We start from the raw sequence: 23,324 nt of genomic DNA, 5'->3' as shown, positions 1-23,324 counted from the left end.
TCTTTTAGACATTTCACAAAGCCTTCTTAGACCGTAAATCGGCGCAAGTTTCGTGGTGTTTTGAGCGGTCTGTGAAAGAGAGATATCACCATCTGTAGCGCCAATATGCGGCGAATTTCACCGTTAGTTTCCCAGAAGCGTCAGACACGCGTCAGCACGTCGGGCACGCGTCAGACGGACATTCTCGCGGGGACGCGACCGACAGCAATCGCTGTGGGAACCAGAAAGGGCCGACTAGAGAGACAGCAGTCAGTGGCCTTGACAACCCTTAAGAGTGCATCGCGGTTACGGCGGGCTAATGAAAGTCGTCGTCTCCATTGGCGGAAGCGTACTGGCCCCGGACCTCGACGCGGACCGGGTCGCCGACTACGCCGACGCCATCCAGTCGCTCGATGCACAGGGACACACGCTCGGGACCGTCGTCGGCGGCGGACCGACCGCACGCGATTACATCGGGACCGCCCGCGACCTCGGCGCAAACGAAATCGAGCTCGACCAGCTCGGTATCGCCGTCACGCGGCTGAACGGCCGGCTACTGATCGCCGCCCTGGACGACCGCGCCGCGCCGACACCCGCCGAGAGCTACGACGAGGGCCGGGAAGCCATCCGTCGCGGGGACATCCCCGTCCTCGGGGGCATCGTCGCCGCACAGACCACCGACGCCGTGGCGGCCGCCTTTGCGGAGTACGTCGGCGCGGACCTGCTCGTCTACGCCACGTCTGTCCCGGGCGTCTACAACGCCGACCCGAACGAAGACGACGACGCGACGCGGTTCGACGAACTCGGTGCGAGCGAACTCGTCGACGTGATCGCCGACATCGAGATGGACGCCGGCAGCAGCGCGCCCGTCGACCTGCTGGCCGCGAAAATCATCCAGCGGTCCGGCATCCGGACGATAGTGCTCGACGGTACCGACCCCGAACACGTCGTGCGCGCGGTCGAAGACGGCGAGTTCGACGGGTCCGAGATTCTTCCGGAGGCATAGATGGCGGAAGACCCCTACGAGGTCGGCCGCGGCGGCGGCCGAGCCTTCTGGGCCGACTCCGTCGCCGACGCTATCGAGGCGCGCGACCCCGACGACCCAATCGTCATCAAGGGCGGCGTCTCCCCGTCTGGCGTCCCCCACATCGGTCACTTCAACGAGATAATGCGGGGCTACTACGTCGCCGAGGCCCTGCGGGACCGCGGCCACGAAGTCAGACAGGTGTTCACCGCCGACGACAAAGACCGGCTTCGGGCGGTTCCCCGTCAGCTCGCCGACCTCGACTGGAACGTCGTCGGCCTCGGCGAGGTCGACGCCGGCGCGCTCGGGCGGAACCTCGGGAAGCCGTACACCGACATCCCGGACCCCTTCGGCTGCTGTGACTCCTACGGTGCCCACTTCACGACGCTCCTGCGGAAAAGCGCCGATCTGGTCGGTGTTGACGTGGAGTTCGTCTCGAACACCGAGCTGTACGCCGACGGCGAGTTCGAACCCGTGACCCGCCGCGTGCTCGAACGCGCCGACCGGGCCCGCGACGTGCTCGCCGAGTACCAGAACAAGGTCGGGGACGACTACGTCCCGTTCCTGCCCCAGTGCGAGGAGTGCGGCAAGCTCACCGAGGGCGTCACCGAAGTCGACCTCGACGCCGGCGAAGTCGAATACGTCTGTGAGGACGTCGAGGCCGGCGACCAGACCATCGAGGGTTGTGGCCACGAGGGGACAGCGACGCTCCGGGACGGAAAGCTCCCGTGGCGCTTCGAGTGGCCCGCCCAGTGGGAAATTCTGGGCGTCGACTTCGAGCCGTTCGGCAAGGACCACGCCGAGGGCTCCTGGCCCTCCGGCGAGGACGTCGCCGAGAACGTGCTGGACATTCAGCCGCCGGTCCCGATGGTGTACGAATGGTTCACGCTCGACGGCGAACCGCTCTCCTCCTCCTCGGGCAACGTCATCACCGTCGACGAGGTGCTGGACATTCTCGAACCGGAGGTGTTCAAGTACTTCTTCGTGAAGGATCCGCGGAAGCAGCGGGACTTCTCCGTCGAGAACGTCGACCAGCTCGTCGACGAGTTCGACCGGTTCGAGCGGCGCTACTTCGGGGAAGTCGAGGCCAGCGAGGACGACGCCGAACTCGCCGAGCGGGCCTACCCGATGGTCGTGGACGAACCGCGTGAACAGCGCGTTCGGATCCCCTACACGTTCGCAGCCGTGCTCGGGATGACCGACGACCCGGAACAGCGGGAGCAGATCGCCCGGAAGGAAGGCCATATCCCCGACGATGCGCCGGAGTGGGCCGTCGAGCAGGCGCTCGCCCGCGTCGAGCGCGCCCAGGAGTGGGCCAGCCTGACCAACAACGAGTTCAACTACGAACTCAAGCGCGCCGAGATTCCCGACGTGTCCTTCGACGACGCGACGGCGGCCGCGCTGGACGAGCTGGCCGATTTCATCGCCGAAGGCCACGACGGCGAGGCGATTCAGGCCGAAATATACGAAACGGCGAAGCGAAACGACATCGACATCGGCGAGTTCTTCTCGGCCGGCTACCGGCTGCTGTTCGACGACACCGAAGGCCCACAGCTCGGAACGTTCATCGCGAAACTGGATCAGGAGTTCGTCGTGGATCGCTTCCGTCGGAACGAGTAGGGCGGAGTAGGAAGGTCCTACCTGTCCGTAGCAGCCTATTCAGGGGATTCTCTCAGGGCGACTGTTCCTGCGTGTCGACCCGCTCGAACATCGGTCCGAGACGCTCGTCGTAGCAGTCCTGACAGACGTACGCGTCGATGACGCCCGTCTCGCTGTGAGTGTGAATCATCGCGTGAACCGTGGCGTCGAACGGAACGGTTTCACCACAGATACCGCAGGTTTCTGGCATTGTCCGGCACCGTCTTGCGATACGTTCCCACGATACATAGAACGGGTGGTTCGTCCACCCGCTCAGGTCGAACGGGGCGTCACTAGCACGGGGACATCGACAGTTCGGAGCAGTTGGGACGTAACACTGCCGAGCAACTGGCGTTTCAGGTTCGAGCGGCCGTGTGACGCCATCACGACGAGGTCGATGTCCCGATCGGAGACGTACTTGCGGATGCCAGCGGCGACGCCATCGAGCGAGTCCGTCCGTTCCACGGCGGTTTCTACCGCTACGTCCGAAGCCGCCGTTTCGAGTTCGTCGGCGGTTGCTGCGACGGCATCACGCCCGTCCGCTTCCAGTCGTTCGATGAACGCCTCGTTCAGCCCGCCAGCGTTGAACGCTCCGCCGGCGGCCTGGATATCGACGACATTGAGAACGTGAACCAGAGCGTTGTACTGGTCTGCAACCGCCGCGACGTGTCGCGTCGCCGTGTTTGTGGTCTCGCTCCCGTCAGTTGTGACGAGGACTCGTGAGTAGTCGAATTCGTTCCCTTCCGCCTGTGTTCCGTCCGAAACGACGAGCACGGGCACCGCAGTTCGATGCAGGAGCTGTTCGGTGACGCCACCGAGGAGTCGCTTCCCGAGACCGGTCAGTCCCTGTCGACCGAGGACGATGAGCCCTGCGTCGGTTTCGCGGGCGTACTTGTCGATCTGCACGCTCGGTTTCCCCTCCAGCAATTTTGTCGTGACGGGCTGGCCGATATCGTCGGCGAGCGACTCGATGTCCGCGAGGACGGACTCGCCGTGTTCGCGGAGGCGTCCGCTCTCGCGGTCCGTTCGCGTGAGCCTGCGCGCTCGCTGGTCAACGACGTGAACCACCTCGGCAGTCGCGTTGAAGTCCTTAGCCAGTGCGAGGCCACGCCGTGCGGCTGCCGTGGCTTCGTCGCTCCCGTCGACGGGAATGAGAACGTGGTCGTACATTGTGTGGTCGTTTGCGGCGCGGTCACTTCACCGTTGGCTGCTGACGGTGTGTCCCAAACCAAACCCTCTTGCTTGGCTAAACCTAGTTTCGGGTAAATGGTGAGTACGCTGACGTGGGTCCTCGCGGGCCTTGTCGCTTACACCCTCCTCGCGATGGCGCTACGGACCCGCGGCGTTGTCCCCGAGTATATTCGTTTTAGCGGCCCGATTACGACGATTCACACGCAGAAGGGCAAAGCTGTCCTCGACTGGCTCGCACGGCCAAAGCGGTTCTGGCGGGCCTGGGGGAACCTCGGCGTCGGGTTCGGACTCGTGGTGATGGTCGGCTCCTTCCTCCTCGTTGCGCTCGGGGCCTACCAGGCGCTCGTCAACCCACAGCCCTCCGCACTGAACGAGCCGCGGAACGCGCTGGCGATTCCCGGCGTCAACGACTTCCTCCCGCTGTCGGTCGCACCCGAAATCGTGCTCGGGTTGTTGCTCGGCCTCGTCGTCCACGAGGGCGGCCACGGGCTCTTCTGTCGCGTCGAGGACATCGACATCGAGTCGATGGGGCTGGCCTTGCTGGCGATCATCCCCATCGGCGCGTTCGTCGAACCCGACGAAGACGAACTCCTGCGCTCCGACCGCGGCGCGCAGGCCCGGATGTACACGGCCGGCGTGACGAACAACTTCGCGCTCGCGATCATCACGCTCCTGTTGCTGTTCGGGCCAGTCGCCGGCGCTGTCGCTGTCGTCGACGGCGTGCCGGTCGGGAGCCCGATCAGCGGAACCCCCGCCGCCGATGCGGGTATCGAGTCGGGCGACGTCATCACGGCCGTCGACGGCCAGTCGGTCGAGAACCAGCAGGAACTCGAAGCGGTGCTCGCAGAGAGCGACGCACAGACCGTCGAAGTGGCTCGGAAGGATGCCGAAACCGTCTCTGTCGAGCGGTCCGTCGTCGTCTCGGCGGCCCTCGAGAGTGCGCCACTTGGAACCGGTGAGACGATTGTCTCTGTCGACGGGACTGCGGTGGCTACTCGCAGTGAGTTCGAACAGGCAGCCCGAGAGCATCCCGTCGCGACGCTCGAAACCGAATCCGGGGAGACGGTCACGACTGCCCTCGGCGCATACGTGCTGGTCGCCGAGGACGGCCCGCTCGCCGGGGAAGGAGCACCGAGCGGCGAGGGCATGATAATCACCGACGTCAACGGGGAACGAACACACAGCGGGGCAGCGCTAATGCAGGCCCTCGAGGGCGGCGAACCCGGTGACCGGGTGTCGGTCACCGGCTACGTCGACGGTGAACGCGAGACCTACGAGGTGACGATGGCCGAAAGCGAGCAGGTCGACAACGGTATCATCGGCGTCAGCATCCAGCAGGGTATCAGCGGCATTCAGGTCAGTGACTTCGGCATCGACGCCTATCCCGCCGCCGCATTCCTGGAATTCCTCGGCGGGTCGCCTGACACCCCCACGTCAGTCTCCGAGTTCTCGTTCGCCCAGCGGATTTTCAGCACGCTCTTGCTCCCCTTTATCGGCGTCGCCGGCGGCTTCGGCTACAACTTCGCCGGCTTCACCGGCATCGCGACGAACTTCTACACCGTCCAGGGACCGCTCGGGGCGCTCGGAACGACGCCGGTGTTCCTGCTCGCGAACGTCCTGTTCTGGACCGGCTGGATCAATCTCGTCATCGGCCAGTTCAACCTCATCCCGACGTTCCCGCTCGACGGTGGCCACATCCTGCGGGCGTCGACCGAATCGTTCGTCTCGCGGCTGCCCGTCTCTGACGGGCGGCGGGTGACGACGGCCGTCTCCATCGCGATCACGGTGTCGATGATCGGCGGCCTCCTGTTGATGGTGTTCGGCCCGCGGCTCCTGACCTGAGACGGACAGGAGTCCGTCTGAGACGGCCGGGGTTTCGTTACCCATTTACTCCCCGCCGCGAAAGCCCGGCGTATGTTCCTGCAGCTCCGTGCGGAGGTCGAGGACGCCCTCGCCGACGCACTCACAGCCCTCGACCTGCCGGCCGAGGACCTCGGTATCGAGGAACCCCCGGAGGATGTCGACGCCGTACTGGCATCGAGCGTCGCCTTCCGGCTGGCCGGCGAGGTCGGTACTGCGCCGCCGAACGTCGCCGGCGACATCGCCGAGGCGATTGACACGGACGACCTCACCTACGTCAGTGCTGTGACGACACAAGGGCCGTACGTCAATTTCCTCCCGAGCGAGGCGTACTTCGACGAGACCCTACAGTCAGTCACGGAGAGCGAGTTCGGGCGGCTTCCCGACCGCGACACCAGCGTCGTTGTCGAGCACACCTCCGCGAACCCGACCGGCCCGGTCCACGTCGGACGAGCGCGCAACCCTATCATCGGCGACGCCGTCGCTCGGGTGCTCGATTACGCCGGCTACGACGTCGACCGCCACTACTACGTCAACGACGCGGGCCGCCAGATCGCCGTGTTCACCTGGGCCTACGAGACGTTCGACGAGTCCGACCTGCCCGAGCCCGAGCGGGAGTCCCCGGAGTACGAGATGGTCCGGTACTACCGCAAGGGCAACACCGTCCTCGAAGAGGGCGACCCCGACGAGATTGAGGAGGCAGAGACAGAGATTCAGTCCATTCTACAGGGCCTCGAAAACGGCGCCGAGGAGACCTACGAGCGCGTCGCCGAGGTCGTCGACACCGTGCTGGGCGGGATGCAGACCACGCTCGGCCGCCTCCCGGCGGAGTTCGACGAGTTCGTCAAGGAAACGCGGTTCATGCGCAACGGCGACACGGACGACCTGGTCGACCGGCTGAAGGAACTCGACTGCGCCGTCTACGAGGAGGATGCCTGGCAGTTGGACCTACCAGACTTCGAGAAGAACCTCGTGTTCCTGCGTTCCGACGGCACATCGTTGTACACCACCCGCGACCTGGCCCACCACGAGTGGAAGTTCGATACCTACGACCGCGCCGTCACGGTGCTGGGTGAGGACCACAAACTCCAGGCCGACCAGCTCTCGGCGGCCCTGGAACTGCTCGACAACGACACCGACCAGCTCCGGCAGGTGTTTTACTCCTGGGTGAACCTCCCCGAAGGCGGGATGAGCACGCGCGAGGGGACCGGTATCGACCTCGACGACCTGCTCGATGAGGCTATCGACCGCGCGCGCGAAGAGGTCGAGTCCCGGCTGGACGACCGGACCCGCGGCGACCTCGACGAGGACGACATCGACCGCATCGCCCGCCAGGTCGGTATCGGAGCGGTGCGCTACGACATCGTCTCGAAACAGCCGACCAAGGGCATCACCTTCGAGTGGGACCGCGCGCTGGACTTCGAAGCCCAGTCCGCCCCCTACGTCCAGTACGTCCACGCGCGCTGCTGTGGTATCCTGGGTGACGTGGAGGCCGACATCCCCGAGGAGCCCGACTTCGGTCCGCTGTCAGAACCGGAAGAACGCGATCTGCTTCGCGAACTGGCCCGGTTCCCCGCCGTCATCGAAGCAGCCGCGGACGACCTGACGCCCCACACAGTCGCCACCTACACCCGCGACCTCGCCGAGACGTTCAACGCCTTCTATCGAGAGTGTCCCGTGCTCGATGCCGACCCCGAGACCCGCGCCGCGCGGCTGGCGCTCGTCGACGGGACCCGGACGACGATTGCGAACGCACTCGACGCGCTGGGCGTCGAAGCGCCGACCTCGATGTAGGAGCGGTCTGCGTCGGGAATCCGATGTGACAGGCGCGATTGCCGCGAAAAGTCCGTCGAGCCGGCCTAATTCTGCAGGAACGCGTCGACTTCCGCCGCGATTAGTGCAGGTGCCTCAGCGGGGCCGCTGTGGCTGACCCCGTCGAACTCGACGAATCGGCTGTGGGGGAGTGCGTCGTGAACGGCCCGGGCACTCTGCCGGAGGAAATCCGGCCCGTCGGTGCCGGACAGAACGAGCGTTGGGGCGTCGACATCGAGGCGGTCGGGGAGCCGGTACTGCTCGACGGACCAGTTCATCCGAACGACCTCCTCAGCGAGGGCCACGCAGTCGGGCCAGACGGGCCACTCCGCCAGCCAGGCGTCGAGGTCCTCGATGCCGTCGGGGTGGAGGACCTGTTCGATGTAGCGTTTCACCGCTTCTTCTGGCTCCCCGTTCTGTACGAGCGAGGCCATTCGGTCCGCGAGGTCAGCATCCGCCCGGTAGTCGGCGGGAAGTACCGCCGGTTCGTACGCGATGACAGCCTCGACTTCTGTAGCCGTCGCGGCCTCGATAGCGGTGAGCGCGCCGTAGGAGTGCCCGAACAGGATCGGCTCGCCGTCGACAGCGTCGGCAAGCGTCTGGACGTACTGGACTTCGCGGTCCAGCACCTCGTCTGCGCTCGTTTCTGCGGGGGAGTCGAGACAGGTCCCGAACCCCGGACGCTGGGGGACGACAGCACCGTAGCCCTCGAACTCTGGGATAACCGGTCCCCAGTACTCAGTGGGGGCCATCCCGCCGTGCAGGAGGAGAAGTGGCTGGCCATCGCCGTAGCGCTCGAACTCGACTTCGGTCTCGTCTGCGGACGGTGTCGGCTGCATACAACATACGGTCGAACGCAGTCGGGCTAAGCCGTTCTCTCAGTGATTGGGCCGTTTAAGTAGGGGTGTCAAGAGCAGGACCGACAGCCACGCCGATGCTCTGTTTCGACAGGCGCTTCAGCACTGGCAGCGAGCGATGCCGTATGGGGCTTATCGCAGAATTTCAGATCGATTGCGACGCGTTGCCGCTCGTGTCGGTCGCGGCTGCGGTACCCGAAGCGACGATCACCCTCTCGCTGCAGTACAATCACGGTCGCCGCCCGCTGTTTATTGGGACCGTGACGGGTGGTTCCGAGCAGGCCATCGAGCGGGCGTTCACTGATGCCCACGATATCGAGGAGTGGACGCGTATCGGGACGGCCGGCGATACCCGTCGGTATCAGGCAGTGCCGGCGCTGAGTTTCGAGGAACAACTCGGTGGCCAAATCAATGACTTGGACGGACTCGAAGCACTCGCCACGGCAGACGCCATCATCGAACGGATAACCGTGACCGCAGACGGGTGGGAGCAACTGGGATGGTTCGCCGACCGAGCGGCGTTCACCGAGTTCGCCTCGTTCTGGCAGCGGAACGCGGACTTCGGACTGGAGCGGCTGACCCGGGATGCGGAGCCGAAGTCGCCCGGCAACGGGCTCACGGACCGACAACTGGAAGCGCTACGGACGGCGTACGAGATGGGGTATTTCGAGATTCCGCGGCGCACGTCGCTGGACGCCGTGGCCCAGGAACTGGACATCTCTGCATCGTCGCTCTCGGAGCGACTGCGCCGGGCACAGACTCAACTCATTCAGGAAACGGTCGCGACGCTGTGGCCGCCGCTTCCGGAATGAGTCAGAGACAGCGAGATGCGGTCGGAGCGGCGGGCTGAGACCGGACCGGCTGGCGGGTACAGAGCCGTCAGTTGAAGAGGCCGAACACACCGCCGGAGTCCTCGTCGTCGTCGACATCGGAGTGATCCTCAGTGTCGTCGAGGAACCACTCGTCGTCGAGTATCGTCTCGATATCCGTTTCGGGGCTCTCGCCGCGGAAGAACACACCCTCCAGCGCCTCGGTCAGCCGCTGATAGGCGTCGGCAGCCGTGCTCTCGGGGGCGTTGAGCACGAGCGGTTCCTCTGTCGTCGCCTGCGGGTCGTCCGGAATGACCGCAAGCAGCGGGAACTCCATCTGCTCGGCGATGGCCGCGACGTCAGTGTGTCGGGTCGCGCGGTTGATGATCGAACCGAGAACGGTCCCGTCGATCCGGTTCGCTAGCTGGGCCGTTTTGACCGTATCGCCCACCGCAACGTCGTCGGGGGTCGTGACGAGGACGATTCCGTCGGCCAGCCCAAGCGGCACGGCGACTTCGTGGCTCAGTCCAGCCCCGGTATCGATCAACACCACGTCGTAGGCATTTCGGAGCGTCTTGATGACTTTCCTGAGCTTTGCGGGATCAGCGTCCGCAAACGCCTCCAGCGACTGTTCACCCGGAATCACCGTGAGTCCGCCCGGCGCATCAGTCAAAGCCTCACTCACGGCAGCCTCACCGGCCAGAATCTCGTGGAGGCTCTTTTCGGGCTCTACAGAGAGCATCGAGCCGAGGTTCGCCATTCCCAGATCCGCGTCGACGACGGCGACATCGTAGCCCATCTCCTGAAGCACAGCCCCGAGATTTACCGCGGTCGTCGTCTTTCCGACGCCGCCCTTGCCGCCCGCAATCGTACACACGTACCCCGCCATAATCTGATTGCTTGGGTACAATGCAGGCAGTCATATAAATGCGACTGTCATTTGTTGGATCGGGACGGGCCAGGCGACGTTCAGAGTAGGTGGTTTCACCGCTAGTCAAATAGCTCGGTTGTCACGTCTGTCGTATCGGCCTCACGGCTTTGCCGCTCGGGCACGAGGGCCGCTCACTCCGTTCGCGCCCCTCGCTGCTCACGGGTCGCCTCCCCGCTCGCTAACCCGAAGGCCGCCCTTCGCTCCCTGTCAACAGGTTCTTACGCCACCTCGGCCAACAGAGAGTAATGAGCGAGCAGCAGGAACAGGAGCAATCTGACAAGCAGAAATACGAGTTCAAGTCGCTACAGTATTAGATTGTAATACTATCTGGCAACAATTGCTGGCTCTTTTTGCCGAATTACAGAAAGTCGGATTAGTCGGGTATATTTGCCGGTAGTTCCAGAAATCTCATTCTCCGAACGACACTGTGAACTTTTCCCGTGGTACTGTGACAACCCGTCTGCCCCCTGTCTCGACTCTCTGAGCATGGGGTTCGGGCATGATTAACACCACTTCGGACACTTCCGGGTGTGCCTCATATCGGGCAAGCTTGTCGTCGTCCACCACTCCTACCACCGATTTCACTTCTACTACCACCCCGTCGTAGAACACATCTACCCTACTGCTATCATCAAGCCGTTTCTCTGTCTCATAGTCGATTCCCTCACTTTCAAGCGATTCGGTTACGATTTCTACGATTCTGTCGTGAGTCTCTGGAATTGTTAGTGTAATTTCGTCGTTCATTGGTGAGATTTCCTCTATATTCTCAGACTCTAATTATGGCCATGGACACCCCTTAGCTCACCGATTTCGGGAGACTCAAGCCTTCTCTCGGGTGTCGGGATTTGGGCCAATTGACTAACTGCTCGTATCAGGCTCTCTCTGGCGGGTTTGGATATTCCGAGAGGGGAAGGCTCTGGTTCATCAAGTTCTGGCATGACGTTTGTCTCAGACCGTTCTGTACGGTGGGGTAATCTACTACGGCGCAAGTCTCTCTCTACCTGTCGCTTCATACTGTTCTCCACCCTGTCGGCATACTCTCCGAAGCTACCAAGCTCTCGCCAGTAGCTCATTCCCGGTGTGTCGTGACTGCCGTCGTCGCCTGCTGAGAGAGTCGCACACCACTCAAGACACCTCTCGTCGTACAAGTCTGAGGCGTCTGTCTCGGTATTCATGAGGGGTTGGTTCTCTGCCGCCAACTCGTAGGGTAGTGCCGTCGTCGCCCCACGGGTGGAGTCGAGACCGTTCTCAACGGGTGGGTAGCTATCGGACGAATGATGTCGGACGGTGATGTGGCAATCCGTCGCTCCCTCCACGGTGGCCATGTGCTTGTCCTTGAGCAAGTCGAAGGCTTCCGGTTCAACGTGACCGGGTAGCCATATGCCTGTGTGTACGTGAGTGCGCACCGTTCTCTCCACATGGGTAGGGTACTTCGGTGCGTAGACTGAGCAAGCCGCGTAGTCATCTGAGAGTCGCTTGAGCAATCGGTAGCGTGACTGGTGGTAGGACTTTAGCGTCAGAGCTTCCGTTTGCTCCACGAGAGGCGCGTCATTCTCGTCTGCTGTTCGGGTGATGAGAACCGTCGTAAACTCGTCGTAGGAGTTCCAGAAGTGCCTATCTACGTCTTTGGCCTTGGCGAAATTCTGTCGTGCCTTGTAGTGTGACCAATTGTGTTCCGGGTTGAATTGAACCGTAGTGTCTTCATATTCCGTGAGGTTTGACTCTCGTTTTCCCCTGAGCCACTGACAGAATTTGTCAACCGTTCTATTCGGGTGGGTTATCAAAAGGTCAGGCTCAAACGATTCAAGTTCAACCGTCACGCCTGTCTCATCAAGTATGTCTGCCATTCCTCGAAGGCACTCCGTCGCACTCATAGAGCAACCACCAATACTACGAGAATGAACCAGAGGATTTGCCAGACGAGTGTCTCCGATACTTCTATATATGTCTCTGTGCCTGTACTATCGCTTTTCTTACTATTGTTTGCTCGCATGTTGAATCATAGACAGAAGCGCAAGCAAGGGAAGGACTATCGAAATATTTAAGTTTCTGGAATCCTAATACAAGAGTGTATAAGTTCTTGTAGGGGCCTTTGGCCCTTGCTCTTTCAAACCACATAGAGGATTCAATACGTATATCTAATCTGTCTTGTTATACTATTGGTGTCCCAGACACTTAAATCTTTTGAAACTTCATTTTCTCTGTCCTATCGGATTGAATAGGTGTCGTCATCAAAATATAGGTTTGAATATATAAGGTTTTCAGATTGATATGTCGTTTTTTATAATAATATGGATATCTACCCCTATATAAATAAGCCACCCCGACTATATAAAAACTGCCAATTCTCGTCAGACAATATGTTTTTGATAGCATTTGATATATCAAAATCGAAATGTTTAAGTAGCTGGAGTGCATATGTACTATTGGGTAGCAACGATTCCAAGGATGCTGCTTCTCACTGATGGTTGAGTTGTACTGTTCAACGTACTCAACTGCTCACAGGTATATCTGTCATAACTGGCGTGAGTGAGGCCAGTACCAACTCGCTCTTTCGAGCCTGGCCAATTGGCTCATTTTAATTGGTTGAAATAAACTATGTCGAACGAGAATAAAACTATGATTCGCATGACTGAAGAGGAATTGAATACGCTGTCACAGGCGTCAGAAATAATGTATGGAGTTGAGAGACAAGTGCCCCGTGGTGCTGTCGTCCGGCGATTGGCAGAGAACTACATCGAAGAGGTAGGACAGTGAGTACCAAACTAACATGGACAGTAGAAGTCTCTGACGACGATGCTGAGGCTCTTGCCGAATTTGACGACGAGCGCATTTCAGATGAACTTGTCTCGACTTTCGAAGAACTTGCCAGCGTGCATGAGAAGCAAGATGAGCTTCGCTCACGTCGGCCTGAGGCGTCTGAGGACACAGAGGAACTTTCAGGTGAGGCTCTGGAGGAAGCTATACAAGGGTGGCTTAGAGGAGACCGACGGAAAGACCCACGGCTTGATTAACAGTAGGGGTCAATATTTCAATCTCATATAAATACTAATCCAAAAAATAGGAACACGATAATTGTGATGACAATCATCATGAGAATACCAGCAACTATAGAAAAACCCATAATGGAAGTAAAGACAATCAGGAACCGCTTAGCCAATGTGGATTGGGCGTCACTAAATTCCGCCGAATTACTCACTTCCTTGGATTCAACGGCCTGATTCATTTCCTCGACAAGCTCAGCTATCTCCCTCTCTCGAAGTTCATTAATGAGGCTAAGAAATTCCGATTTGATATCTTCGGGACTGGTGGCAATATCAACACTAACCTCTTTTTCTGCTGTCACTTCAATTTCCACCTGATTCGTCTGTTTCTGGGCTTCAGATATGTCAACCATCAAGCGAGCCCCGTTTCCACCAGTTAGGGACGCTTCCTGCTGGCCAAGAATACGTTGTCCCTCATCGGTGTATTTGTCAATCGAGTCTGATTTCTCCATACTCGCTTTGATAATTACCTTGGCGTCCTCACGAGAATGATTCAGTACAATGGTCGTCATTGAAAACCCTCTTTTTGTCGGTTCTCAGATTCTTGTCGGGCCATCTGATATTACCCAAATCAGGAGCCAACAAATAGTTTTTCGGACGATATCTATTTTTGATAATCTGTATCCCACAAATGAGTGAATTCTTCAACCTTACTGCTCTCCACCGTTAAATTTTGAGACTCATAACGAGTGATTTCAACCGCCTCACGATTGGCGGTCCTTCGTCCCTATAGCGTCTCCGTCTCCCTGCGGGGGCAAGCACCCCTCAGTCGCCGTCGCCTTGCGGTGTTAGGCGGGGCATCGGGCCGGTTTTGGTTTATTTCCTTTCGATGGTCCACCTTTCCTTTGGGGCAAACGAGACACTGACCTACGTCTCGATTAGCGATTTAGTCCAAAAACTGCTGAAGGTCTTCCAGGCGGGGTGTGCTATCTTCTCCGAGTTCCATATCCTGCACTTGCCGGATACGAAAACCTTCCTCCATCTCTCGTCTCTCTATGCCGTATTCTTGCATCCAGTAGTCTATCGCCGGGCCGGAGACATCGAACATGTCTCCGATTTGCCTCATGCTCATACTGGCATTGTGGTAGAGGAATCGTAGCACTTCGGCGTCTTGATAAGCCTCTTTATCCCCTCTAATTCGGTCTACCACTTCCTGTGCTGTGATTGATTGAGCGGTACGGCTCATGTGTCGATTGATTCTCCTTTGACGAAATCGTTGACAAGCTGTTTCATATACTTCTTCTTCTGGTCCTCAGCGTAGTGTGTGGCGACGTAAACTCCTTCAACCGGTTCGCCAGTTCGCTTCATTTGTTCGCCTTTCTGGTCTACTGGTTCTGTATTAAGCAGATAGGCGTTGCGGGCGTACTTTGTCTGATACGGGAGGTCGTCTTTCGTCATGTGCCCCTGCTCAAAGAGGACCCTCATGAAGTCGATAAAGTTCTTTTTGCCAGTCTTGTTTTCGGAGAAAATGAACTCCTGTGACGTGTCGTCAAACGCGATACCAGTCTCGTTTTCAAGCTTCTCAAAAAAGCTCCTTTCGTCCTCTGGTTTATCATCTCCTGAAGTAGTATATTCTACTTCATCGTACTTCATACGGATGAGCTGGCCGGAATCATCATCAATCGATTCGATGTTGCTCACTCCGTTGATAGTGATGTTATCGATTGGCATTTCGTCAACTGGAACCTCCTCACGGGGAATCATCGTCTTTTCGTTGCTGGTGATGGACTGGTGTTCCATCACAAACCGAATGCCATCTGAGCCGATTTCGATATACTGGTTTGGATTGCCCGCCATTACGGTTTGACATAGCTGGCATAGCCACTTAAAACCCTGTTTGCTGTAAAACTATGTGCAGAGTGCCCATCCGTTTCGCAATGCGACATCTTTGACGAGTTCCCTAATCAACCGAAAGCGTCTATTTCAGGCGGCAGTGCGGAGATGTGTTCGAGACGGTCTAACCAGATTTTGCCTATTCTGTGACGGCTTGATGACTGGAGTCTTGAGAGATGTCTCCACGGTCACGTTGCGTCCCCATCCATTGTCTTGCAGTAGTTTGCCAGGAGAGTGTAGCCGGGTTAGTCGTCCGTCGTCGGGCCACGTTGTCGGAAGGCCCGCCTTTTCCTCTCCTTATCATCGTGCAAATAAGTGGAGGTAGTCGTCTCTGCGTCTGCGTGTCCGAGTGCCTGAGACAGTGTGTATACGTCCCACCCATTATCCAGAGCGGCCATAGCAAAAGAGTGGCGCAGGACGTGGGGCGTCACTGTGTGTAGCTCATGTCCGTCTGCGTTCCGTCCATAGACTTCCTGTAGCTCTGCCCTGTCTGCCGCCTCTCGTACAACTTCCTCCACTGTCTGTCGAGTGATATTCTCACTATGAGACGTAGGGAACAGGTACTTGCTCTCGTCGGCGTAATAGACTGCTGGTCGTCTCTCGTCCATCCATACGTCCATGAGCAAGTCAAGAGAAGGTTGATAGAATACCGCTCTATTCTTCTGACCCTTGCCCCGTATGTTGATTTCTCTTTCGTCTCTATCTACGTCGTTCTCCCGAATCTCGCAGAGTTCGGTGACTCGAAGCCCCGTCTGGAACAATAGCCGAATCATCAACTCGTCTCGAAGCCGCTCCGTATTCCTCGCAAGCTTGTCCACCTCTGCCGGCTTCAGGTACTCTACGTCTTCGCGGGTTTCTCGACTCTTATAAGTGCTTGAATCCTGTGGAGAGTAGTCGGCTTGCTCTGCCGGAGTTCCGAATCTTCCCCACTCACTGTTATCTCCGTCAATTCGTTCAGCTTGAATGAGCTTGTTCAACTCCTCGTATGCGGCCACCAAACCGGCTTCCCCTTTGCCGACACTGCTGGCATTGGTGTACTTGTTATCAAGGTGAGCCAGCCAGTCTTCGATATTGATTGCATCGGCTTCCTCAAAGGCAGTATCCCGGTCTTGAAGCCATTCGCGGAAATCCCTAATCTTGGCAATATACTGGGTAGCAGTCTGTTCTGACTTGTTGTTTTCGACACGACGGATTACCCGCTGAAAGTCGTCGTCGTTCATTGGCCTTTCTTCCAGTAGTGGTTTCCGTCGTGGTTTAGGTCACTTCGCTGTACTTGCCCTGTCGTCTCGGCAAGTTCCTTGAGTGTATCCTCTACATCACTTACGTCTGCCCCGAGTTTCCGCGCTACCTCTTGAGGTGTCATAACGCCTAAATCGTCTGGGTTCTCAGGCTTTGGAATCTCGTCAATCATCCCAATAGGGTCTTCCAACTCGGTGTCTGCTGGCAGAATCTCATATATAGCTTTCTTCAAGTCGTAGCTGGCTTCCGCTTCTTCCACCTGTTCAAGCGCACTCATACGTTCCTCCAAGTCACCTATGCCCGTCTGTATCTGTCTGAGGGTAGTGAGTAGTTCCCCTGAAGAGGCGTCGTCTGAGGCGTCTGAAGGTGTCTGTGGTTGGTCGTAGGCTCCACTCAATTCCCGTTCGACAGACAGGCGAATCAGGTGGCTCACGCTGTCTATATGTGCATTCTCCTGTACGTACTCGTCCCAATCTTCGGCTTTGGATTGGTCAACCTTTACCGTCTTCGTCGTCTTGTCTCCCATAAGAACACACATGGCCTCCGACGATAAAAGTAATACGGAGCAATACTCAGATAAGCATAAATACGAGTTCCGGAAGGTAATAGAGGAACTCAAGGGGTATCAGGGCTCGGGAACCCAACTCGTCTCTATCTACGTGCCCGAGGACAAGCAGATCAGCGACGTCGTCGCCCACGTCACCCAGGAGCACTCCGAAGCCTCGAACATCAAATCGAAGGACACCCGGACGGCGGTGCAGGACGCACTCACCTCAATCAAGGACCGCCTCCGGTACTACGACGTGCGACCCCCCGAAAACGGGCTGGTCGTGTTCTCGGGTGCATTCGACACTGGCGGCGGTCGGACCGACATGGTAACGAAGGTACTCGAATCCCCGCCGGACCCCATCGAATCGTTCCGCTATCACTGTGACTCGGAGTTCCTCACCGAGCCCCTGGAGCACATGCTGGCCGACAAAGGACTGTTCGGCCTCATCGTGCTCGACCGGCGCGAGGCAAACGTCGGCTGGCTGAAGGGCAAACGGGTCGAGCCCGTCAAGTCCGCCTCCTCACTGGTCCCGGGCAAACAGCGAAAAGGTGGTCAGTCAGCCCAGCGTTTCGCCCGCCTCCGGCTGGAAGCCATCGACAACTTCTATCAGGAAGTCGCGGGGATGGCGAACGACCTGTTCGTCGCCGACCGCCACGAACTGGACGGCATCCTCGTCGGCGGTCCCTCACCGACGAAAGACGAGTTCCTCGACGGTGACTACCTCCACCACGAACTCCAGGACATGGTGCTGGGGAAGTTCGACGTGGCCTACACGGACGAGTCAGGGCTGTACGACCTCGTTGACGCGGCCGATGACGTGCTGGCCGAACACGAGATGCTCCGGGACAAGGAGCTCATGGAGGACTTCTTCAAGCAGCTCCACAACGGGGACAAGGCCACCTACGGGTTCGACCAGACCCGCCAGAACCTCAACATGGGCGCGGTCGAACAGCTGCTCATCTCCGAGGACCTCCGGAAGGACGTGGTCGCCTACACCTGCGAGAACGGCCACGACGAGTACGAACTCATCAACAGCAGCGCCGGGACTGACGACCACGAGTGCTCCCGCTGTGGGGCCACCGTCGACGCCGAGGACGGCGAGCGCGAAGACGCCATCGACCACCTGATGGAACTGGCCGATCAGCGCGGCACCGAGACGGTGTTCATCTCGACGGACTTCGAGAAGGGCGAACAGCTGCTGACTGCTTTCGGCGGCGTCGCCGGCCTGCTGCGCTACTCGACGGGCGTCTAACGCGTGTCGTTCGCACGTTCAGTTCTGTTATAACAACTGTTCCAGTTGCCGACGACGACGGCCGAGGTCGACATGGGCCGCCTCTCCGTAGCTGGCGTCGAGGCGGTCCAGTACCAGTAGCGGGTCGACGCCCTCGCGCTCGATTCGTTCCAGCAACGCAGTGATCTCCTCCCGGTGCATCGCCAGCGAATCGAGCAGCCCGACGAGCAACACCAGCGGGACCGCTGCGCCGTCGTCATCTGGAATCGAACTGTCGAGACCAGTAAAATCCGGGACAGCAGTGGGTGGCTCCGTCTCCGGTTCGAGAGTTAAACAGGACTGGCAGACGCTGGCCCCCGGTGCGTTCCCGGGGAGAAACTGCTGGAGATCGGCCGGGACTGGGAACGAAACGAGGTCGCCACCGCAGTCGGGACAGGACATACTCAAGCACGGACGGGAAAGCGCAAAAACGATACCGGTCAGGACGGACTCCCCGATCAGTCGTCAGCAGTGACCGCTTCGGGCTCTTCTTCCGATTCTTCTTCGGCCGCGAGCGCGTCCTCTTCCTCTTCCTTCTTGGCTTTGATCTTCTTCATGCGGAAGATCTCCTCACGCTCCTGTTCTTCGAGTTTCTGCTCGATGTACTCCTGATTGTCGTAGAGGTCGGGCAGGAGCTTGAATTCGAGGGCGTTGACACGCCGTTTCGTCGTCTCGATCTCTTCGAGCATCTTCTTCATCGCCGTCTCGACTTCGGCGGCGAGGATGATGTTCTCGAGCAGTTCCTCGTAGGCCTCGGCGGCCTCGTCGATGCGGGCCGAGGTCCCCATGACGCCGTAGCCGCGTTCGTCCAGTGACTTCCGGACCTTGCTGGACTCGATCTGCGGGACGACGACGCCCATGATGTTTTTCGACTGGGTCGTCAGTTCCGGGTGTTCTTTCAGTGCTGCGGCGGCCCCGCGGACGGCCACGTCGCCTTCCATCGCCCGGGCCATGTTGATCGCGCGCTGGGCCCGTTCGTAGGAACCGTCGAGGTCTTCACGGACGTCCTGGGCCTGGTCCAGAATGTCCATGAACTCCATGATGAGGCCGTCACGCTTCTTCTCCAGCGTGTCGTGCCCACGCTCGGACAGCTCGATGCGGTCCTCGATCTGCATCAGATTCTTGCGCGTGGGTTTGACGTCCTTAGCCATTACGGGTCTTTTTTCGACGTAGGCAGTTAACGGTTTCCAGTTATTTCGGTTCGAGCGCCGCCGCTTCCGGATCGACACCCAAAAAACGAAGTCGGCGAACGGCAGTCGTTAGTCGTCTGCAGGCGTTGCGCCGGTGCTGGTCGACTCCGCAGCGCCGTCAAGCACGCCGTGGCTACGGAGCAGGATGATACCGAATCCGACCTTCGCGACGAGGTCGATGACCATGAAGCCGGCCGTCTCGATCCCAATACCGACGAGGCCGAGTCCTTCACTGCCGACGAGCCACCAGACCGGGTAGACCAGCCACACGACCGTCACGAGGTTTCGCAGCGTCTTGAACGTGCTCCGCGTGTCGCTGGGCAGGTCTGCGACCCGGCCGGACAGCGAGGCGAACAGGAAGTACAGCAGGACCAGCAGGAAGGCGGTGCTGATACCCCACCAGACCAGCCGTTCCGCGCCGGCCGACAGCACGCCGCTCCCTGCGCTTAGCGTCGCGACCACACCGGTACCGATCATCAGCACGTCGAGGCTGACGAGCGAGGCGATGGTGTTGCGGTCTGCCCCTGCAAGCAGTCCGAGGTCATACAGCAGTAACGGCGTCGTGAACAGCCAGTCGGTGTATCGCGCCCAGTAGATGGGGTGTTCCGACCCGCCGAACTCGATGAACGTCAGGCCGAACCCGAGTGCCATCGCGAGGTAATTCACGAACGCGATTGCCGTGATCAGTATTGTCGCGATGTAGAACTTCTGGCGTCGGCTGTCGGTTTCACCCCAGCCACGCGCGATGAAGTATAGCATGCCGAGGAACATGCCCGCTGTACCTAACCACAGCCATATCGCTTCACTCCCTGGTTCTGGCATAGTGCACGCTAGTATAGGAGGTCAACGCTAAACAGTCGCGTACCCAAAATATGTGGTAAAAATTGCGAACGGCCGTGAGATATAGGGCCGTTGTCAGGCTTCGGCTTCGACAGTTTCGGCGGCCTCGTCTTCGCGGTAGTGCTCCTCGATGAGGTCCTCGTCGATGCGGTTCAGCGCATCCTTCGGGAGCATCGAGAGCAGGTCCCAGCCGAGTTCGAGCGTCTCGTCAATACTGCGAGCCGTGTCAGTCCCCTGGTCGACGAACTCCTCCTCGAAGCGGTCGGCGAAGTCCAGGTACTTGTTGTCCAGTTCCGACAGCGCCTCGCGACCGACGATGTTCACGAGGTCGCGCAGGTCCTCACCTTCCGCGTATGCGGCGAAGATCTGGTCTTTCACGTCGGCGTGGTCGGCGCGAGTCAGCCCCTCGCCGATACCGTCGTCCATCAGCCGCGACAGGCTTGGCAGGACGTTGATTGGCGGCGAGATACCCTGGCTGTTGAGGTCGCGGTCGATGTAGATCTGCCCTTCGGTAATGTACCCGGTAAGGTCCGGAATCGGGTGCGTGTCGTCGTCGCCCGGCATCGTCAAGATCGGCAGCTGGGTCACGGAGCCTTCGCGGCCCTGAATCCGACCGGCGCGTTCGTACAGTTGCGCCAGGTCGGTGTACATGTATCCGGGGTAGCCACGCCGGCCCGGGACCTCCTCACGCGCGGCACCGATCTCGCGCAGTGCCTCGCAGTAGTTGGTCATGTCCGTCAGGATGACCAGGACGTGGTAGTCCTTCTCGAAGGCAAGGTACTCGGCGGTGGTCAGCGCCAGCCGCGGCGTAATCGTCCGCTCGACGGCCGGGTCGTCCGCGAGGTTCATGAAGACGACGGAGCGTTCCAGCGCGCCGGTGCGCTCGAAGTCGTCCATGAACTCGTTTGCCTCTTCGGCCGTGATACCCATCGCGCCGAAGATGACAGCGAACTCGGAGCCTTCGTCGTCGCCGCCTTCCTCCTCTTCCGGCACTGTGGCCTGTCGCGCGATCTGCAGCGCCAGGTCGTTGTGTGGCAGGCCGGAGGCGGAGAAGATCGGCAGTTTCTGGCCACGGACGAGCGTGTTCATGCCGTCGATGGCCGAGACACCGGTCTGGATGAACTCCTCGGGGTACTCCCGGGAGTAGGGGTTGATCGCCTCGCCGACGATATCGAGGCGCTCGTCGGGCACGATTTCCGGGCCGCCGTCGATCGGCTGGCCGGTCCCGTCCATGACCCGCCCGAGGAGGTCCTCGGTGACGGGCATCTTCATCGTCTCGCCGAGGAAGCGAACCGAGGCATCGCGGTCGATACCCTCGGTCCCCTCGAACACCTGGATGGCAACGTAGTCGCTCGCGGATTCGAGCACCTGGCCACGGCGGGTCTCGCCGTCGCTGAGCTCGATTTCGACGATGTCGTCGTAGCCGACCGGTTCGTCGGTCTCGACGAACACCAGCGGTCCGCTGATCTCCGTGATTGTCTGATACTCTTTCATTGTTAGTACAGCTCCCGCAGTTGAGACTCGATGTCGTCTTCGAGGTCGTCGATGTACTCGTTCCAGTCCTCTTGGACGCCGATACGGTTGAGCCGCGGCGCGGCGTCGATGTCGGTAATCTCCTCGACGGGGACACCAGCATCCAGCGCCTCGAAGGCCGCATCGTTGTACGTCTTGGCAGCGTCCATGATGCGGTAGGTCTTCTCGGGCTCACAGAACGTGTCCACGTCGTGGAAGGCGTTCTGCTGGAGCCACGCCTCGCGCAGGTAGCGGGCGATCTCAAGCGTCAGCTGCTGGTCCTCGGGCAGCGCGTCCTTCCCGACGAGCTGGACAATCTCCTGCAGTTCCGCTTCCTCGTCCAGCGTGTCGATGGCCCACTGGCGCGTCTCCGGCCAGTCGGCCCGGACGTTGTCCTCGAACCACGGGTCGAGCTGGTCGCGATACAGCGAGTACGACTCGTTCCAGTTGATAGAGGGGAAGTGCCGGCGTTCGGCCAGGTCAGCGTCGAGCGCCCAGAACGTCTTGACGATACGCAGCGTGTTCTGGGTGACCGGCTCGGAGAAGTCCCCGCCAGGCGGCGAGACGGCCCCGATGACCGAGACGGACCCCTCGGTGCCGTTGATGTTCTCGAAGTAGCCGGCGCGCTCGTAGAACTCGCTCAGTCGAGCGGAGAGGTACGCGGGGTACCCTTCCTCGCCCGGCATCTCCTCGAGTCGCGAGGAGATTTCACGCATGGCCTCGGCCCACCGGGAGGTGGAGTCGGCCATCAGCGCCACGTCGTACCCCATGTCGCGGAAGTACTCCGCGATGGTGATCCCCGTGTACACGCAGGATTCGCGCGCCGCGACGGGCATGTTCGACGTGTTGGCGATGAGGCAGGTCCGGTCCATCAGCGCGTTGCCGGTGGTCGGGTCCTCAAGCTCCGGGAAGTCCTCAATCACTTCCGTCATCTCGTTGCCACGCTCACCACAGCCGACGTAGACGACGATGTCCGCGTCGGCCCACTTGGCGAGCTGGTGCTGGGTGACCGTCTTCCCCGAGCCGAACGGGCCGGGGATGGCGGCCGTTCCGCCCTTCGCAATCGGGAACAGGCCATCGAGCACGCGCTGGCCCGAGATGAGTGGTTCCGTCGGGGTTTCCTTCTCGACGGTCGGTCGCTGCTGGCGCACCGGCCACTCCTGATGCATCTGGATCTCCTCGCCGCTGTCCAGTTCGACGACCGTCTCTTCGACGTTGAAGTTGCCCGATTCGATGGCGACGACCTCGCCGCCCTCGGAGTCGGGCGGAACCATCACCTTGTGGTCGATACTCGGCGTCTCGGGGACGGTGCCGACGATGTCGCCGGCCTCGACCTCGTCGCCTTCCTCGACTTCAGGGGTGAACTCCCAGGTCTTCTCCAGGTCGATACCCGGCGCGTCGACACCGCGGTCGAGGAACGCCGACCCCATCTTCTCTTCGAGCACGTCGAGCGGGCGCTGGACACCATCGTAGATGGCGTCGAGCATGCCCGGCCCGAGGTCCACGGAGAGGGGCGAACCTGTCCCTTCGACGGGTTCGCCGGGGGAGACGCCGGAGGTCTCCTCGTACACCTGAATCGTGGTGATGTTTCCTTCGATCTCGATGACCTCGCCCATCAGCCCTTCCGAGCCGACGTAAACGACGTCGTTCATCCGGGCGTCGAGGTCCCGAGCCGTTACGACCGGTCCCGAGACGCTTTCGATAATGCCGTCCTCGCGGACGTCTGTGTCTGTTGCTTGACTCAT

At 59.9% G+C, this 23,324-nt stretch carries 23 protein-coding genes; 7 read left to right on the top strand and 16 right to left on the bottom strand.

The genetic code is table 11. The features are described 5' to 3' along the window. Window positions 1–298 precede the first annotated feature (298 nt). Window positions 299–985 carry a UMP kinase gene (pyrH, locus tag VI340_RS01040; protein WP_008311076.1) on the top strand — a complete coding sequence of 229 codons (687 nt, stop codon included), beginning with the start codon at window positions 299–301 and terminating at the stop codon, window positions 983–985. Continuing rightward, window positions 986–2,623 (top strand): lysine--tRNA ligase, encoded by a 1,638-nt coding sequence (gene lysS, locus VI340_RS01035; protein WP_008311077.1) that lies wholly within the window; start codon window positions 986–988, stop codon window positions 2,621–2,623. Between the two features lie 52 nt (window positions 2,624–2,675). On the opposite strand, the gene VI340_RS01030 is transcribed toward lysS, so the two are convergent. Further along, a complete protein-coding gene (locus VI340_RS01030) occupies window positions 2,676–2,852 on the bottom strand; it encodes a hypothetical protein (RefSeq protein WP_008311078.1) in 177 nt (58 codons plus the stop codon). Window positions 2,853–2,914: 62 nt separating this feature from the next. Beyond that, a complete protein-coding gene (locus tag VI340_RS01025) occupies window positions 2,915–3,811 on the bottom strand; it encodes a universal stress protein (RefSeq protein WP_336357588.1) in 897 nt (298 codons plus the stop codon). A 96-nt stretch (window positions 3,812–3,907) separates the two neighbouring features. Between VI340_RS01025 and VI340_RS01020 the strand changes: the two genes are divergently transcribed. Both VI340_RS01020 and argS read left to right on the top strand, forming a co-directional pair. Further along, window positions 3,908–5,674 (top strand): site-2 protease family protein, encoded by a 1,767-nt coding sequence (locus VI340_RS01020; protein ID WP_008311081.1) that lies wholly within the window; start codon window positions 3,908–3,910, stop codon window positions 5,672–5,674. 72 nt (window positions 5,675–5,746) lie between these two features. Beyond that, the gene (gene argS / locus VI340_RS01015; RefSeq protein WP_336357587.1) at window positions 5,747–7,486 is read left to right on the top strand and encodes an arginine--tRNA ligase; all 1,740 of its coding nucleotides are present in this window, start codon (window positions 5,747–5,749) and stop codon (window positions 7,484–7,486) included. A gap of 65 nt (window positions 7,487–7,551) precedes the next feature. Here argS and VI340_RS01010 read toward each other — a convergent pair whose 3' ends face one another. Next, window positions 7,552–8,343 (bottom strand): alpha/beta fold hydrolase, encoded by a 792-nt coding sequence (locus tag VI340_RS01010; protein ID WP_336357586.1) that lies wholly within the window; start codon window positions 8,341–8,343, stop codon window positions 7,552–7,554. A 143-nt stretch (window positions 8,344–8,486) separates the two neighbouring features. Here VI340_RS01010 and VI340_RS01005 point away from each other — a divergent pair, with 143 nt between their 5' ends. Further along, a complete protein-coding gene (locus VI340_RS01005; RefSeq protein ID WP_008311086.1) occupies window positions 8,487–9,173 on the top strand; it encodes a helix-turn-helix domain-containing protein in 687 nt (228 codons plus the stop codon). 67 nt (window positions 9,174–9,240) lie between these two features. On the opposite strand, the gene VI340_RS01000 is transcribed toward VI340_RS01005, so the two are convergent. The 3 genes from VI340_RS01000 to VI340_RS00990 all read right to left on the bottom strand — a co-directional run bounded on the left by VI340_RS01000 (window position 9,241) and on the right by VI340_RS00990 (window position 11,975). Beyond that, the gene (locus tag VI340_RS01000) at window positions 9,241–10,059 is read right to left on the bottom strand and encodes a MinD/ParA family ATP-binding protein (RefSeq protein ID WP_008311088.1); all 819 of its coding nucleotides are present in this window, start codon (window positions 10,057–10,059) and stop codon (window positions 9,241–9,243) included. Window positions 10,060–10,509: 450 nt separating this feature from the next. Then, on the bottom strand, window positions 10,510–10,845 hold the full coding sequence (locus VI340_RS00995; RefSeq protein ID WP_336357585.1) for a hypothetical protein: 336 nt from the start codon (window positions 10,843–10,845) through the stop codon (window positions 10,510–10,512). Between the two features lie 29 nt (window positions 10,846–10,874). Then, a complete protein-coding gene (locus VI340_RS00990; RefSeq protein ID WP_336357584.1) occupies window positions 10,875–11,975 on the bottom strand; it encodes a hypothetical protein in 1,101 nt (366 codons plus the stop codon). Window positions 11,976–12,854: 879 nt separating this feature from the next. On the opposite strand from VI340_RS00990, the gene VI340_RS00985 reads away from it, so the two are divergent. Then, window positions 12,855–13,115 carry a hypothetical protein gene (locus VI340_RS00985; protein WP_336357583.1) on the top strand — a complete coding sequence of 87 codons (261 nt, stop codon included), beginning with the start codon at window positions 12,855–12,857 and terminating at the stop codon, window positions 13,113–13,115. Window positions 13,116–13,138: 23 nt separating this feature from the next. Here VI340_RS00985 and VI340_RS00980 read toward each other — a convergent pair whose 3' ends face one another. From VI340_RS00980 to VI340_RS00960, 5 genes are all read right to left on the bottom strand, one after another. Beyond that, window positions 13,139–13,657 carry a hypothetical protein gene (locus tag VI340_RS00980; protein ID WP_336357582.1) on the bottom strand — a complete coding sequence of 173 codons (519 nt, stop codon included), beginning with the start codon at window positions 13,655–13,657 and terminating at the stop codon, window positions 13,139–13,141. Window positions 13,658–14,031: 374 nt separating this feature from the next. Then, entirely contained in the window at window positions 14,032–14,331 is a 300-nt protein-coding gene (locus VI340_RS00975; RefSeq protein ID WP_336357581.1) for a hypothetical protein, read from the bottom strand. Then, window positions 14,328–14,942, bottom strand: a complete 615-nt coding sequence (locus VI340_RS00970; protein WP_336357580.1) for a hypothetical protein — start codon at window positions 14,940–14,942, stop codon at window positions 14,328–14,330. The genes VI340_RS00975 and VI340_RS00970 overlap by 4 nt, the downstream gene beginning before the upstream one ends. Before the next feature lie 281 nt (window positions 14,943–15,223). Beyond that, window positions 15,224–16,198: a tyrosine-type recombinase/integrase gene (locus tag VI340_RS00965; RefSeq protein ID WP_336357579.1), complete on the bottom strand. Its 975-nt coding sequence runs from the start codon at window positions 16,196–16,198 to the stop codon at window positions 15,224–15,226. Beyond that, the gene (locus tag VI340_RS00960; protein WP_336357578.1) at window positions 16,195–16,743 is read right to left on the bottom strand and encodes a hypothetical protein; all 549 of its coding nucleotides are present in this window, start codon (window positions 16,741–16,743) and stop codon (window positions 16,195–16,197) included. The genes VI340_RS00965 and VI340_RS00960 overlap by 4 nt, the downstream gene beginning before the upstream one ends. Window positions 16,744–16,753: 10 nt before the next feature. Between VI340_RS00960 and prf1 the strand changes: the two genes are divergently transcribed. After that, a complete protein-coding gene (prf1, locus tag VI340_RS00955) occupies window positions 16,754–18,019 on the top strand; it encodes a peptide chain release factor aRF-1 (RefSeq protein WP_336357577.1) in 1,266 nt (421 codons plus the stop codon). Between the two features lie 27 nt (window positions 18,020–18,046). On the opposite strand, the gene VI340_RS00950 is transcribed toward prf1, so the two are convergent. The 5 genes from VI340_RS00950 to VI340_RS00930 form a co-directional block, all read right to left on the bottom strand. Then, window positions 18,047–18,439 carry a DUF6276 family protein gene (locus VI340_RS00950; protein ID WP_336330305.1) on the bottom strand — a complete coding sequence of 131 codons (393 nt, stop codon included), beginning with the start codon at window positions 18,437–18,439 and terminating at the stop codon, window positions 18,047–18,049. Between the two features lie 56 nt (window positions 18,440–18,495). Further along, the gene (locus VI340_RS00945) at window positions 18,496–19,188 is read right to left on the bottom strand and encodes a V-type ATP synthase subunit D (protein WP_008311098.1); all 693 of its coding nucleotides are present in this window, start codon (window positions 19,186–19,188) and stop codon (window positions 18,496–18,498) included. A 108-nt stretch (window positions 19,189–19,296) separates the two neighbouring features. After that, window positions 19,297–20,049 carry a bacteriorhodopsin gene (locus tag VI340_RS00940; protein ID WP_023843114.1) on the bottom strand — a complete coding sequence of 251 codons (753 nt, stop codon included), beginning with the start codon at window positions 20,047–20,049 and terminating at the stop codon, window positions 19,297–19,299. 93 nt (window positions 20,050–20,142) lie between these two features. Beyond that, entirely contained in the window at window positions 20,143–21,561 is a 1,419-nt protein-coding gene (locus VI340_RS00935; protein ID WP_008311102.1) for an ATP synthase subunit B, read from the bottom strand. A gap of 2 nt (window positions 21,562–21,563) precedes the next feature. Next, window positions 21,564–23,324, bottom strand: a complete 1,761-nt coding sequence (locus VI340_RS00930; RefSeq protein ID WP_151101014.1) for an ATP synthase subunit A — start codon at window positions 23,322–23,324, stop codon at window positions 21,564–21,566.

The organism is Haloarcula sp. CGMCC 1.6347 (genome assembly GCF_037078395.1).
GTDB classification, from domain to species: Archaea; Halobacteriota; Halobacteria; order Halobacteriales; family Haloarculaceae; genus Haloarcula; species Haloarcula amylolytica.
The sequence above is the reverse complement of the archived record's forward strand: the minus strand, read 5'-3'. Positions and strand labels throughout refer to the sequence as shown.